The 14,734-nt window shown below is 40.9% G+C and carries 15 protein-coding genes; 1 reads left to right on the top strand and 14 read right to left on the bottom strand.

Annotated features, from left to right (window positions below; genetic code table 11):
- The 4 genes from speA to P4S60_RS05670 all read right to left on the bottom strand — a co-directional run bounded on the left by speA (position 1) and on the right by P4S60_RS05670 (position 4,621).
- Positions 1-1,914, bottom strand: coding sequence for a biosynthetic arginine decarboxylase (gene speA, locus P4S60_RS05685; protein WP_063706054.1), 1,914 nt, complete (start codon positions 1,912-1,914; stop codon positions 1-3).
- A 293-nt stretch (positions 1,915-2,207) separates the two neighbouring features.
- Positions 2,208-2,636 carry a hypothetical protein gene (locus P4S60_RS05680; RefSeq protein WP_337115309.1) on the bottom strand — a complete coding sequence of 143 codons (429 nt, stop codon included), beginning with the start codon at positions 2,634-2,636 and terminating at the stop codon, positions 2,208-2,210.
- A 79-nt stretch (positions 2,637-2,715) separates the two neighbouring features.
- Entirely contained in the window at positions 2,716-3,177 is a 462-nt protein-coding gene (locus P4S60_RS05675; RefSeq protein ID WP_105174581.1) for a GNAT family N-acetyltransferase, read from the bottom strand.
- A 466-nt stretch (positions 3,178-3,643) separates the two neighbouring features.
- Positions 3,644-4,621, bottom strand: coding sequence for a transposase (locus P4S60_RS05670; RefSeq protein WP_337115308.1), 978 nt, complete (start codon positions 4,619-4,621; stop codon positions 3,644-3,646).
- A 311-nt stretch (positions 4,622-4,932) separates the two neighbouring features.
- Between P4S60_RS05670 and cysZ the strand changes: the two genes are divergently transcribed.
- Positions 4,933-5,643 carry a sulfate transporter CysZ gene (cysZ, locus tag P4S60_RS05665; RefSeq protein ID WP_442961498.1) on the top strand — a complete coding sequence of 237 codons (711 nt, stop codon included), beginning with the start codon at positions 4,933-4,935 and terminating at the stop codon, positions 5,641-5,643.
- A 71-nt stretch (positions 5,644-5,714) separates the two neighbouring features.
- Here cysZ and rlmM read toward each other — a convergent pair whose 3' ends face one another.
- The 10 genes from rlmM to prmC all read right to left on the bottom strand — a co-directional run bounded on the left by rlmM (position 5,715) and on the right by prmC (position 14,732).
- Entirely contained in the window at positions 5,715-6,800 is a 1,086-nt protein-coding gene (gene rlmM / locus P4S60_RS05660) for a 23S rRNA (cytidine(2498)-2'-O)-methyltransferase RlmM (protein WP_337115306.1), read from the bottom strand.
- A 9-nt stretch (positions 6,801-6,809) separates the two neighbouring features.
- Complete coding sequence (locus P4S60_RS05655) at positions 6,810-7,178, bottom strand: DUF423 domain-containing protein (RefSeq protein ID WP_063706069.1); 369 nt, start codon at positions 7,176-7,178, stop codon at positions 6,810-6,812.
- Positions 7,175-7,819, bottom strand: a complete 645-nt coding sequence (locus tag P4S60_RS05650; RefSeq protein WP_337115305.1) for an alpha/beta family hydrolase — start codon at positions 7,817-7,819, stop codon at positions 7,175-7,177. The genes P4S60_RS05655 and P4S60_RS05650 overlap by 4 nt, the downstream gene beginning before the upstream one ends.
- A gap of 1 nt (position 7,820) precedes the next feature.
- Positions 7,821-8,717: a transcriptional regulator GcvA gene (locus P4S60_RS05645; RefSeq protein WP_063706073.1), complete on the bottom strand. Its 897-nt coding sequence runs from the start codon at positions 8,715-8,717 to the stop codon at positions 7,821-7,823.
- Between the two features lie 100 nt (positions 8,718-8,817).
- Positions 8,818-9,672, bottom strand: coding sequence for a 3-deoxy-8-phosphooctulonate synthase (gene kdsA, locus P4S60_RS05640; protein ID WP_337115304.1), 855 nt, complete (start codon positions 9,670-9,672; stop codon positions 8,818-8,820).
- 9 nt (positions 9,673-9,681) lie between these two features.
- Positions 9,682-10,935: a DUF819 family protein gene (locus P4S60_RS05635; RefSeq protein WP_337115303.1), complete on the bottom strand. Its 1,254-nt coding sequence runs from the start codon at positions 10,933-10,935 to the stop codon at positions 9,682-9,684.
- Between the two features lie 15 nt (positions 10,936-10,950).
- Positions 10,951-11,778 (bottom strand): tetratricopeptide repeat protein, encoded by an 828-nt coding sequence (locus tag P4S60_RS05630; RefSeq protein WP_337115302.1) that lies wholly within the window; start codon positions 11,776-11,778, stop codon positions 10,951-10,953.
- Between the two features lie 131 nt (positions 11,779-11,909).
- Entirely contained in the window at positions 11,910-12,284 is a 375-nt protein-coding gene (locus tag P4S60_RS05625) for a SirB2 family protein (RefSeq protein ID WP_337115301.1), read from the bottom strand.
- A 21-nt stretch (positions 12,285-12,305) separates the two neighbouring features.
- Complete coding sequence (locus P4S60_RS05620; RefSeq protein ID WP_337115300.1) at positions 12,306-13,844, bottom strand: DUF3369 domain-containing protein; 1,539 nt, start codon at positions 13,842-13,844, stop codon at positions 12,306-12,308.
- A gap of 45 nt (positions 13,845-13,889) precedes the next feature.
- Positions 13,890-14,732: a peptide chain release factor N(5)-glutamine methyltransferase gene (gene prmC / locus P4S60_RS05615; RefSeq protein WP_337115299.1), complete on the bottom strand. Its 843-nt coding sequence runs from the start codon at positions 14,730-14,732 to the stop codon at positions 13,890-13,892.
- Positions 14,733-14,734: the final 2 nt, after the last annotated feature.

Genomic DNA, 14,734 nt, shown 5'->3' with positions numbered 1-14,734 from the left:
TTATAACTCTTCTAAATAAGTGTAACCATTTAAGCCAGTTTGCAGCTCATCTAATACGCTTTGCTGTTCAGTTTCTGGCAGTTTTGCCGCCACCAGCTGGGCGTAAGACTGCTGGAAGCTTTCTACATCTAAATGTACGTAACGCATCATGTCAGCAACGGTATCACCTTCGTTGATTTCGGTGATTTGCGCTTGACCTTGCTCATCCATTTTCACAATTGCACTGTGCGTGTCGCCAAATAGGTTGTGCATATCACCTAAAATTTCTTGGTACGCACCGACTAAGAAAAAGCCCATTAAATACGGTTTTTCTTCGCTAAATGCTGGCACAGGTAATGTGCTTTCAATACCTTGACCGTCAACATAGTGCTCCATCGCACCGTCTGAATCGCACGTAATATCAAGTAAAACGGCACGCTTTTGTGGTGCTTCTGTTAAGCCACTTAACGGTAAAACAGGAAACACTTGGTCAATACCCCATGCATCCGGTAATGACTGAAACAATGAAAAGTTCACAAAAAACTTATCGGCTAAACGTGCATTTAATTCATCAATAATCGGGCGATGAAAACGGTTTTTGTTATCCATATGTTTGTTAAGTTCATAACATACACGTAAGTTAACTTGCTCCGCCCATGCTCGCTCTGTTAAATCTAACAAACCAAGTGCAAATTGATTATGTGCCTCAGCTAAATCGCCTTGGCTATCATGATAAATTTCGATTAATGCACGGTCGTCATTGTCATCACTTAACTGCTGCCATGATGTCCACATGTTTTTTAATAATAGTGGTGCATCAGCGGCTGGTGCTTGAATGTCTTCTGGTACATAGCTTTCGGTGCCAATAACATTCGAAATCAATACAGCATGGTGCGCTGTTAACGCACGACCTGACTCAGAAATAATGCGCGGCATTGGCTGCTCATATAACTTACAGGTATCACCAATGGTGTATACGATGTTATTAGCGTATTCACTTAGGCTGTAGTTCATTGAGTTATGTGACTGGCTACGAGTGCCGTCATAATCTACCGCTAAACCGCCACCCACATCTAAGCAATCAATTTGTGCACCTAACTTGCGTAACTCACAGTAAAAACGCGCAGCTTCACTCACACCTAAACGAACATCGCGGATGTTTGCCATTTGCGAGCCTAAGTGAAAGTGTACAAGTTGGATCAGATCAAGTTGATCAGACGCTTTAAGGCGATTAACCACACTGAGTACTTGCGATGCCGACAAACCAAATTTTGATTTTTCGCCACCACTTGCTTGCCACTTGCCCTTACCTTGCGACGCTAAACGTACGCGAATACCAATACGCGGCTTTACGTTTAACTCTTTAGCTTGGCTAAGCACCATGTCTAGCTCAGACAGTTTTTCAAGAACAATGTAAACCTTGTGACCTAGCTTTTCACCAATCAGTGCTAAACGAATGTATTCTTGGTCTTTGTAGCCATTACACACAATGACAGCACTGGTTTTTTCTGCCATTGCTAGTACAGTCAATAGCTCAGGTTTACTGCCCGCTTCTAGACCCAATTGCTTCTTTTCAATATCAGCTTGGCTTGCAACAATTTCTTCAACAACTTCACGCTGTTGGTTTACTTTAATTGGGTATACAAGCAAATAGTCTTTCGGATAACCATAATTTTCAATCGCCGTGTTAAATGCCTGACATAAGCTATGTACACGATGATGTAAAATTTGTGGAAAACGAACCAACGCAGGCAAGCTTAAGCCTTTGTCTTGTAATTGCTGTGCGATATCGATTAGTGCAATGGTTTGCTCTGGGGCATGGGCCTTTGGCGCAACATACACATCACCTTGATCATTAATACCAAAGAAACCTTGGCTCCAATGACGAACATTGTAACTCGTGCGAGCTTGTTCTAGTGATGTTGTCTCTTTCATCTATCTTTCTCTTTTATTTTAGTAGTGCCGAATTCGGCAAGGGTTGTTGCCGCGCATTAAAAGGAAAATAGTGATTCAAGTCCAACAAGAATTTTTACTCGTAACGAGTGATTTTTGATGTGAAAAACTAATCGATAAACCCCCAATTTTATTAGGGTTTAATTTAGTTGTTAGATTTTAAAATTCCTCTAGATGGACAGGCACTTAATATGGCAAATGAGCAATTTTTTAAAGGACAGTCACTGTAAAAATATATGTTAGTGAAATCCATCTTCATTTCAGTGGACTGCATTTCAGTGGACAGGCACTATTTTTGTGATTTCATCAGCCTTTGAAGAGTTTGACCCTAGTTGCCTCCACGCTTCATATTGCTCATTGTCATGCCACGTAATACCGATGTACTCTTGCCAATTTTCGAAGTCTGTTGTGCGGTATTTTTCAACACCACAGCCTCCTGCGCCAAAAGCAGTACGGCAAATTTTTACTGTAAGATAAGTACCGTCAAAATTCAGCTGTGATTGCTTATTGTTGCAAACACTCAAGGGACGTGTAGGAAATATAAAAATTACTTTTGTTTTGATGGTTCCATTATGATTCAAGACACCATTGACGGAATGACATGAGTTTAAGTAGAGCTTAGTACTACCAACCGTAAGGTCGGCTTGCTTATGCTGAGTAGTAATGGATTCCTGTGATTTATCACCACAAGCAGCAATCAACAAAGCAGTAGCAAAGCATATGATTTGTAAGGAGTATTTAAAAATTATGATGTCCTCACTAAAACATGGCTTAGTAGCTATATTACTGGTTAAGCCCTAACTCCATGAATAAGCTTTGTGGGTTTTCGCTGTAATTACCAAACGGACCACAACGATTGAAACCTAAGTTTTCGTATAAGCTGATTGATTCTGTTTGCTTAGGACCTGTTTCTAATCGGATTAACGGAATTTGCTGCTCACCAGCGTGATGCAAGAGTATTTGCATAATTCTACGTGATAACCCTTTACCACGGTAACTTGGTTTTACATATAGACGGCGGATTTCACCGTATGGAGGATTGCCTTCTTGCATCACGATAGCGCCACAAGCAACAATACCATCTTCATTTTTCAAGCCAATAGCATATACATTGGGTTCAGCAAGTTCTTCAACACTTAAGGATTGAGCGGTGGCAACAGGATATAATGAGTTTATGAGTCGGTCTATATCAGAAAACACGTGTACTACTTCTGGATCATGTGGATTTAAATCGACTAACTGCATAAAACTCCCATTTTTATATGTCGCTTTTGTTAATGATGTTAACAATAATATAGGATCTTAGTCTGATCCTCTACTGTTGTTTTCAATATTCATTTTTATAGGTACTTTCAGACCGCCATACTATCGCTTAGTTCAACGCTATGTAACTGAAAAAACGCCCAGTTGATAAAAATTAAAGTCCAACCTACACCATCCTATTGAGGATTAATGCTTTCTCCTGATAAATTTTATCAGGACAGTCATTTAAATTTTTAAGGTAACTAAAAAGGACAGGCACTTAAAAATAAAAGCCTTAGAGTTGAAATGAAGTTCATCTAAATTTCAGTTGAAAGTGACTTTGCAGAACCGCTTATTTAGAAAGTAATGATTTATTCTAAAACTTTAGGACATATTCCAATATGTATTAGCAATTCTAGACATACCAAAGCGGTGAACTTCAATCCACCTTACAAAAACGACATAGAAATTAGCTAGCAAACAATAATCGACTATTTGTACAATTACTTCGTCGCTTACGAGCAGTTTTACTGCAATAACGTTCAATAGCCCCGACTCGACCTGCAGCTCCATGAAATAAATTTTCAAACTGAGTTGTGAGCGTTAACCATTTTTCAGATTCGAAATTCAGCCTTTCAAGGATAGGAGGTAAATTGTGTTCAATATATCCAGGCTTATCCATGCTAATACAACGCCCTGTTTGCTCCACGAGTAACAGGTATGACTTTAACTCAAAAGGTATTCCCTTTGATTTATACTTACTCATACCACCAATAAAACGAGCTAGTAATTTAGGTTGCTTTGACTCCTTCGCGCTCTGGCATCGCTTTTTAAAGCTGGTATAGTCAGATTGTTCTGGGGTGCTCGCAGCTTTAGCACGAACAGGGTTTAAATCAACATAAGCCATGCAGGCTAAAAGCGCCGACTCATCAAGTAATGCTTGGCTCTTAAATCGCCCTTCCCAGAAATGACCTGTACACTCGTCTTCTTTATTCGCACGCCTGGCAATATATTCATTAAGCATTCGCATGAACCAACTAATGCTCGAAAGACGCGCTCTGTATTCTGCAACCTCTTTCTTTAAGAAGACTTGTTGGCCGTCACTTAACGGTTGACCATAGAGGAATTTTCGACCTAAAGGCGTTGCTTTATTGAGCTTAAACCAACGCAAAAGAATGGCCTTATCAGATAACCTATTTGCTTTTTTATCATCAACATAAAGCACAACATGAGTATGATTGCTCATCACCGCATAAGCACATACATCTATACAAAATACCTTCGCAAGAAAAAGTAGTCGCTCTTCGACCCATCCTCGGCGGTGTTCATATGATTTACCTGTGAGTGCGTCTTCCCCACAAAGATAAGCGCGTCTAACGCAACGGGAAACACAATGGTAATACTTGGTGTTCGACAAACAGATTTGCCGCTTCCTTGCTAAAGCCATCGTCCACTCCTTGAACTGATAATTTGAAATGCATTAGCTGTAACTAAAGTGTAGACAAAAAATTTTGTGCTGCAAGGGCACTTAAATCTAGAGACTATCTATTTAAATTTACTGCAAGAACACTTAAATATAGTGGCTGTCCATTTAAATTTACTCCACTAGATTTCAACTGAGAACTGGGCTTAAAGTGACTGTCCATGTAAAGAGTTAAACACTTTGTTACGGAAAAAAGCTGTTCAAATATCGTCAAAACCCTATACTGCGAACAACAAGAAAAAAGATGAGGTTTTCTCGTGCAGTTCACTCAAGGTATGGAATACTTCTTTTCTGGCTTTAAATTAATTAGCCAAAAGGGGTTGAAACGTTTTGTACTTATTCCTTTAACAATCAATGTCCTGCTTTTTGGTAGTTCGCTGTTCTTTTTGTATGGCTGGCTCACCGATGGCTTTGCTTACATGAACTCGTTATTACCCGAATGGCTTAGCTGGCTCGAATGGTTAATGTGGCCGATTGCCGTGTTGGTAATTTTATTCAGTTACAGCATGCTCTTTACGGTTATAACGAATTTTATTGCGGCCCCATTCAACGGCCTGCTCAGTGAAAAAGTCGAGCTTTACTTAACTGGGCAAAAAATTAATGACGACAGCCTTTTCGATACAATGAAAGATGTGCCACGTATGCTCGGCCGTGAGTGGACAAAACTGTGCTATTACCTGCCACGTGCCATAGGCTTTTTTATTTTACTGTGGATTTTACCTGTGATCGGGCAAGTTTTATGGGTGCTATTCACCTGTTGGATGTATGCGGTGCAATACGAAGACTATGCGTTCGATAACCATAAAATTAGCTTTAATGAAATGAAAGACGACTTAAAGCAAAAGCAAACACTTTCTTATGGTTTTGGTTTAGCTGTCATGATTTTAACTGCTATCCCATTCGTAAACCTAATTGTTATGCCCGTTGCTGTTTGCGGTGGCACACGATTATGGGTCGATAATTACCGTAGTAAATACCGCTCGTAAATTCGCTGTTTAGATACCTAATAAAAAGGCCAATAGCTCACACTATTGGCCTTTTTAATTTTGAACTAATGTTAACTGTAAAGGCTCTGTGGGACCTTAGTTACATTTAAATGTACCGTGACTTCTTCACGGTCATGGTATAAATGTTTGGCTTGTAATTCGTAACTTACACCATACTTTTCAAGCTCTTCTTTAATCATTTTTAAACACTCATAAACACTATCAAAGCGCTTTTTCATCGGTAATTTAAGATTAAAAATAAGCTCTTTAGCGAAAGCGTTCACCGCCCAATCAATCATTAAGTTTGTCACTTTTGCCGGCTTTTCCACCATGTCACAGACTAACCAATGAATATTGCGCTTTTCTGGGCGATATTTAAAACCATCTACCCTAAAGTGTTTAACCTGCCCTGTTTCCATCAAGTCATCATTCATTGGGCCATTGTCAATTGCACTTACAAACATGCCACGGCGCACCAGTTGATAAGTCCAGCCACCTGGGCAAGCACCTAAATCAACCCCTCGCATTCCTGGTTGCACACGGTCTTCAACTTCATGGGGTGGAATAAATACGTTAAAGGCTTCATCAAGTTTTAGCGTCGAGCGGCTCGGCGCATCACTCGGCATACGTAAACGCGGAATACCCATAAAAAATGGCGAGTTATTAAATGTATACGAGTAGCCAACATAAGCACTGTCGTTTGCTAAAAATAACACATGCATAACAGGCTTTTTCTCAGCAATTTCGCGTGTCACTTTAGAGCGTTTTTCAAGTGACTTTTTCAGTGGCGTTGAAATCTTTTTACAAAACTTACTCAGCTCTTTACCTTCGTTGGTATCGGGTGTTTCTACACGTAAGTCGCCACACACAGGAAAGTCGACGGCAGCATCAACAATGGAACTAACGCGGTCTTCAAGTGGCATGTTATCGACTAAGGTGCCAGTAAACCATTGGCGCGCAAATACCATATTTTTGAAATCTACTTTTTTGATGATTTCATCGCCGTGACTCGCATCAAAGCATTCGTAAACAACAATACCCGTATTTGGTTTTGTTTTTACGTAACCTGCAAATCCTTGTTCAGCAGCCTGAAAAGTAATTTCAGCAGCGGCATCATTTTCAAAACCACTGCGACAATAAATAACTACACTCGACATAGATAACCCTTAAAACTTATATCGTGCGGCTTGAACTAATAAAATAGCCCAACCAATAATAAAACAAACGCCGCCAATTGGGGTGATAGGCCCAAGCCATTTCATGCCCGTTAATGCGAGTAAATACAAACTACCGCTAAATAACACGGTACCCGCGATAAAAAAACCACCAGCCCAATTTAAGTTCATGCCCCACTTAATTAAGATAGCAATTGCTATCAATGCAAGGCCATGCACCATTTGGTACTCAGCGGCGGTTTTAAAAATTCCAATCGCATACTCAGAAACACGGCTTTTTAAACCATGAGCAGCAAAGGCGCCAAGCATCACCGAAAGCATGCAAAATAAGCTGCCAATCATTAAATATAGTTTGATCATTGTGCATCTCCAGCCACTAAATTCATAATAAACTGCGCAGTATAATCCGCAGCTTGCTGTAAGTTTTCTTGCTCTGTAATGCCACTTTTTTTACGTGGTTTTAATGAGTGGTCACCATCTTTGAGAAATTTAATCTCTGGCGGGTTAACCATTTCAAGGTCAGCCAGTTCTTGCTGAGAGCCAAATGTATCGCGTTCACCTTGCAGAACTAAAAATGGGCATGGCATATCAACAAAATGCTCTATGCGCAGTTTTTCGGGTTTACCTGGTGGATGAAACGGATAGCCAAAAGCCACAACACCAGTAATATTAGCCAAACCCTGTTCAGTACAAAGCATTGAAGCCATACGTCCACCCATAGATTTACCACCTATAAATAGCGGTAGCTCTGGTTGGCATTCAGCTAAAACCTCTGCAAAGTAGGCAAGTAGTTTAGGAGCGCGCTCGGGTGGTCTACGCTTGCCTGTTTCTTTTGCAATTTGCATATACTGAAAATCAAACAGCGCTACATCAATATCATGCAGACTAATCAAGTTAGCCATTGTTTGCATAAACTCAGAATCACTGCCTGCCCCTGCACCATGGGCAAATATAAACTGTGCACGCGCCTTGCCCGTTGCACTTTTAAACCACTGTAACATGTTAATACTCTTGTTCTTGCTCTACTAAGCTCAACATCCAGTCTTTGAAAGACACTATTTTGCCAAGCTCTGTTTGCGATTCGCGGATCACTAAATAGTACGCATTTTTACTTTCTAACGAGTGATTAAATGGAATGACGAGTCGACCCGCATCAATATCTGGTTTTGCTAAAACGCTATTACCAATCGCAACACCCTGCCCATGCACCGCAGCTTGTAATACCATCGATGAGTGACTAAAAATTGGCCCTTGGTTAACTTGTACATTGCGCACACCTGCTGTTTTCATCCACGTTTTCCAATTTTTACGGGTGGTATCATGCAACAAGGTATGATTTGCCAAATCGCTGGGTTGATTAAGCGGCTTAGGGCCTGTTAACAACAATGGGCTACATAATGGCACTAAGTATTCAGTGTGCAGCTTATAAGTCTGCACGCCACTCCAGTGGCCACGGCCATAATAGATAGCAATATCTACATCGTCAGAAAGTGAATTTTCATCCTGATCTTGTGCTTTAATTCGCACGTCGATTTCTGGGTGTAATTCATTAAATAAACTAAGCCTGGGTACTAACCATTGAATTGCAAAACTTGGCGTTAAACTTACCGTGAGTGACCCTTTCGCACCTCGGGCTAGTAGTTTTTCTGTGGCATCAATCAGCTGAGTAAAAATTTCTTTTATATCTAAAAAGTAGCCTTGGCCCTCTTCGGTTAAAAGCAAAGAACGATTCTTACGTAAAAACAGCTTTAAACCTAAATGCTCTTCAAGGGTTTTAATTTGGTGGCTCACCGCGGCCTGCGTTACATATAGCTCTTCTGCCGCTTTGGTAAAGCTCAAATGGCGGGCAGCGGCTTCGAATGCTTTTAATGCATTTAAAGGAGGTAAACGACGAGACATAAACACCAAGCTTAGAATTAGTTTTTCTTATGCGTCGATTATAGCGATACAAATAAAAAAAGGCGACCATGGTCGCCTTTTTCATACTTAAATACTTATATCATAAATCGCTTGCTCTGGTATCGAGTGGTGCAAAGCTCTTAACTAAGTCATCAACCGCTTTCATTTGCGATAAATAACCTTCTAGCTTGCTTAGTGCTAGTGCACATGGACCGTCACATTTTGCTTCATTCGGATTAGGGTGCGCTTCAATAAATAAACCTGCAATGCCTAATGCCATACCACTGCGAGCAAGTTCTGCAGCTTGTGCACGGCGACCATCTGCAGAGTCAGCACGGCCTCCTGGGCGTTGTAATGCATGCGTTGCATCAAAGATAACCGGCGCCATAGGCTTCATGTCATCCATACCAAGCATATCAACCACAAGGTTGTTATAACCAAAGCTCGTACCACGCTCACACAGTGCAACATTGTTGTTGCCCGCTTCATTAAACTTCTTAATGATATGACGCATTTCGTGTGGTGCTAAAAACTGTGGTTTTTTCACATTGATGATGGCACCCGTTTTTGCCATAGCAACAACTAGGTCAGTTTGACGAGCAAGGAATGCCGGTAACTGAATCACATCAACCACTTCAGCTACAGGAGCAGCTTGATGCGGCTCATGTACATCAGTGATCAGTGGCACATTGAAAGTAGATTTAATTTCTTCAAATATTTTTAAACCTTCTTCCATACCCGGACCACGGTATGAATTAATTGAAGAGCGATTCGCTTTATCAAAAGACGCTTTAAACACGTATGGAATGTTTAGCTTTGATGTTACTTCTACGTAATGCTCAGCAATACGCATCGCTAAATCACGTGATTCAAGTACGTTCATACCGCCAAACAAGACAAATGGTTTATCGTTGGCTAATTCAATCTCGTTAATTTTAATTAACTGGTTGTTCATTTCTATTCCTTAAGGTGCAACAGCTTGTAGCATTAATCCACAAATATAAGCCATATAGGTACCAACACCATAGCCCAAAACAGCCAGTAATACACCTACTGGCGCAAGAGACGGATGGAATGCTGATGCAACAACAGGTGCTGATGCTGCGCCGCCTACATTTGCTTGAGAGCCTACTGCCATATAAAACAGCGGTGCTTTAATTAGTTTCGCGACGATTAACATTAGGCTTGCATGGGTAATCATCCAAATCAGACCCAGTACAAAGTACATTGGTGAATCAAAAATCGCAGTGATATTCATGTGTAAACCAATTGAAGCAACAAGAATATATAAAAAGCTTGATGCTACTTTTGACGCGCCAAAGGCTTCAATATGGCGAACTTTAGTAAACGATAAACTAATACCAATTGTGGTTGAGATAACGATTAACCAAAAGAATTTACTGTTTAAACTATACTCTTGTGCCCAAGGGAAGTTAGCCCCAAAAAACGGACCTAAAAAGTCGGCACAAAAGTGCGCAAGACCCGTAATACCAAAAGCAATCGCGATAATCGTCATGTAGTCATTCAAGGTTGGCATACGCGCATGCTCAGCATGATATTTTTCTACGCGTTCTTTAAGCTCTTCAATGGCACGCGTATCTGCGCCCGTTTTTGCATCAATCGCTTTATGGTTTGCAGCCATTAATAACAATACGGCCATCCATAAATTCGCCACAATTACATCAACGGTGACCATTGCAGAGAAAATATCACCGCCTACTTCAAACATTTCTTTCATTGATGCTTGGTTTGCACCGCCACCAATCCAACTACCAGCAATAGTCGTCATACCGCGCCAAACCGCATCAGGGCCATGCCCACCCACCGCTTCTGGGTAAACGGCACTCATCACTAAAATAGCAAGAGGTCCACCAATAACGATACCCATGGTACCCGTTAAAAACATGATTAATGCTTTTGGACCCAGATTAAGAATCGCTTTTAAATCAATACTGATGGTAAGCAATATTAAGCAAGCTGGCAGTAAATAGCGCGACGCCACAAAATAAACATTTGAAGAGTGACCATCAACAATACCAAAGGTATTGAGTAACGAAGGTAAAAAATAGCAAAGCAATAACGCTGGTACATATTTATAAAATTTTTGGAACGCAGCATTATTACTGTGAGAGGTTTTAAAAATAAACCCCAAAATAACGGCAAGCAAACCAAGTACGACTGCGTCATTGGTAATTAGCGCACTGTGGGCGTCAGTCATAAATGTTCCTTTAAATTAGTGGTGTGTATTATTGTTGTCTTCAATTTCAGCAATTTGATGCTGAATAATCTCAATTGCGGGATCATCTGGGCACTCATTAACAAAGTACTGCAGATCATCACGCGCCATTTTTGGGCAATCTAACTGATTAAGTAAATAGCCTCGGTCACGACGTTCGTACGGATCGTCACCTAACAATTCCATCAGCATTTCAACGCAATGCAACGCATGGCCAAATTTGCTTTCGCTGATAAACGACCATTTTTGCTGAGCTAAATACAGTTTATACAGCTCTTCATCAAAAATAAGTTCTAACGGCTCTTGCTCATCACCATTTTCTTCACAGGCATTCTCTGGCGTTATGTACCAACTCTGCTGACCTGTGCTTGGCTCAATTAAGTAGCCTTCTTCATCACTCATACCAACATGCACATGCACTTCGCCTTGGCTAAGCGTGACAGTGGCATCCAATTCAGCATGCTGTAATAAATGACACAGTAAAATCGCCAGCGTGGTTTGCGTACCGCCGCGCATGGTAATGGTGTAGCTAAAGCTATTTAATGTGTACTCAGGCACTTTTAAGCTAGATGAGCTAAACAGCCATTGCTGGTAAAAGGTATCAAGTAAATTATCGAGACGCTCATGGGGTTCTTTAAATTCAGCACAAAGGGCTGTTACCCTGTTCTCAAGCTCATAAAGCGTGTCATAACAGGCTGTTAAATCAGCTTGTTGATCCCACTTTAATTCTGCGTCGATACAACGATAAAGCACTTTAGAAGAAAATGTGTCAAAGGCCTCTTCTTGATAGGGTTCATTTTGATCTTCAAACCAAGGGGTGGTCATTTATACTGCTACATCTCTTTCAAAAACGAACAGCTAGTTTACCTACTTTTGCCCTAAGTTACCAATACTGAGCGATGAGATATAAAAAAGCGGTACGACAGCACAGGCCATCAAATACCGCTGAGGGATTCTTATAAAAGAAGTGCAGTTTTAGCAGACGCTAAATAACCAATTGCTAATAAAATAAGGGTGGTTATAGCAAGTAGTACTACTTTCGCGGTTTGTGCGCTCTGCTTAGCTGCAACAATGCCCAGCACAATATAAGCAATAACTAAGATTATCTTTTCTAATAACCAAGATTGCTCAAGTGGGTTAAACCCTGCCATCACAATCAATACAACTGCCGATACTAGCAATAAAGTGTCGATACTGTGACTACCAATAAACACCACTTTATTTTTTGCCAGAGCGCCCGTCTTTAAACGTGAAAATGAACGAACGTAAAATAAGATAATACTCAACACGGCAAATAACATGTGAGTATGTTTTACTGCTAAATAATCCATATGCCCCTAATTTTATTTTAATTAATCTGGATAACGTACAAGTACGTCTTCTATTTCTTTCACGCGCTGATTAAACACGTCAATCAGCTTAGGATCAAATTGTTTGCCCTGTTGTGAGTTAATTTCTTTTACTACATCATCAAGAGACCATGGTTCTTTGTAGCAGCGCTTATGACGTAGTGCGTCAAACACATCGGCTAAAGCCACAATACGACCCGCAATAGGAATATCCTCGCCTTTTAGACCTTTCGGATAGCCTGAACCGTCCCAACGCTCATGGTGCGATAATGCAATAATAGCCCCAGTATTAACGATGTCACGATTTGAGTCTTTTAAAATTAAATGACCTTTTTCAGCATGCTGTTGCATGATAGCCCATTCTTCACCAGTCAGTGGCCCAGGCTTATTTAAAATGGCATCCGGAATACCTACCTTGCCAACATCATGCAGTGGCGCTGCCAAGCGAATAAGTTCGGCTTCGCGTTTAGTTAAGCCATAACCCATCGCCAGCTCGTAACAAATATGCGAAACGCGTTTTACATGGTTACCTGTTTCTGTTGAGCGTTGCTCCAGCGCTTCGCTCAGTCTAAAAACTAATTCTTGTTGTGTTGCTTCTATTTCAGATTGTAGCTGCACATTTTCATAGGCCAACTGTACATTTTGCGAGAAAATTTCAATTAAATGGCGCTGAGTATCGGTCAAATGCTTCGGAATACCTGAAATAAATAACATCGAGTTGTGGTTACATTCACTACAGCAATAAGCAAATAAATAGTTTTCACGATAAACAATGGTTTTTTCGCTCAGTGCTTGTTGGCAAGCTTGCAGCTGCTCGTCGCTAAGTACTTCTTCAATTGCTTTACCTTCACTGCGCTCAAACTCACCACTACCCGAAAACACGACAAGCTTTTTTTGGTTATCCAACGGATTACTCGCAACTAAGCTTGTTGCATACATGGCCTGATCGACAGTACCCAGTAATGAGGTGAGTTGTTGCATCACCCCTTCAATAAAGCTTTCAAGTGAATGGGTCGAGAAAATATCGCGCGATGCTTTAATAATTTTTTCAAGGCCTTGGCGAGATTGTTCAATCGATAAAATATCGCGATAAGAACGTAAGCTCGACATCACCACAGTGAACAGTTTTTGTGCTGTCAGTTCAGTTTTTGATTTGTAGTCATTGATATCGTAATTAACGATAACTTGACGCTCTGGCGCTTGCCCAGGCTGGCCTGTACGAAGAATGATACGAATGTGATTATTTTTTGCGGTTTCGCGAATAAACTTAGCGACTTTGAGGCCTGCATCGTCGGTTTCCATAACCACATCGAGTAGTACGATAGCAGCATCTGGATGCTGTTGAATAACCTGCTTAGCTTCTTCACCTGAATAAGCACTAATAAACTCTAAACGTTTATCTTGAAATTCAAAGTCACTCAACGCAAGCTTTGTTACGGCATGTACTTCTGGCTCGTCATCGACGACGATGACTTTCCAACTACCCTGAACCACCTCATTTACTTCATCAAGTGCTTCATCCGAAAACAAAAAATCATCCATTGTATGGGATCCTCAAAGGCTATGTACGCACAGTGCACTTCATTATTATTTAAGCCATTGTGCTAACGTTACACGGTCATTACCGCCAAGATCTTTAATTGTAAGTATATGGCTATACGACATTTGTGCAAAAAAATCTTGAACCTTCACACTTTGTTTGTAGCCATGTTCAATTAAAAGATAGCCATTTGTTGCTAAATAGTCACGCGCGATAGTAATAATTTGTTTAATATCAGCCATACCGTCGTCATCTGCAACTAATGCAGAGAGCGGTTCAAAGCGCACATCACCTTGGTTTAAGTGCTCATCATCCTGTTCTATATACGGTGGATTGCTGACAATTAAGTTAAACTTTTGCGTATTTACGGCGCTAAACCAATTACTCAAGGCAAAATTAGCATTGTTGATTGCAAGTCGCTGTTTATTTTCTTTAGCTAATTCGACAGCATCAGCCACCCTATCAACCCCTGTCACCTGCCAATTTGGCATTTCACTGGCCAATGCCAAGGCAATTGCCCCTGTCCCGGTGCCCAAATCAAGCACGTTTGCATCAGCAGGTAATTCAAGACCTAAAGCATATTCAACTAACGTTTCGGTATCGGGTCTTGGAATTAAAGTCGTTGGGTTGACCTTTAAAGGAAGGCTCCAAAATTCACGAAAACCCACAATATGCGCGACAGGTTCACCATTTAAACGGCGCTGGCATGCTTGCTCAAAATCGAGCTGTTGCTGTTCGGTGAGTTGTTTTTCTGGCCAGGTAAATAAGTAACTGCGAGGTTTATCTAGAATGGATAATAACAGGACTTGTGCGTCTAGTTTTGCACTGTCGCTGCTTGACGTTAGTAACGCCGTCGCAGCAACAATGGCTTGTTCGATGCTTTGTGGCACGA

Origin of the sequence: Pseudoalteromonas sp. Hal040 (assembly GCF_037162425.1) — a bacterium.
Taxonomy (GTDB): domain Bacteria; phylum Pseudomonadota; class Gammaproteobacteria; order Enterobacterales; family Alteromonadaceae; genus Pseudoalteromonas; species Pseudoalteromonas gelatinilytica.
Note: the sequence above shows the minus strand (reverse complement) of the source record. Positions and strands in the feature narration are given on the sequence as shown.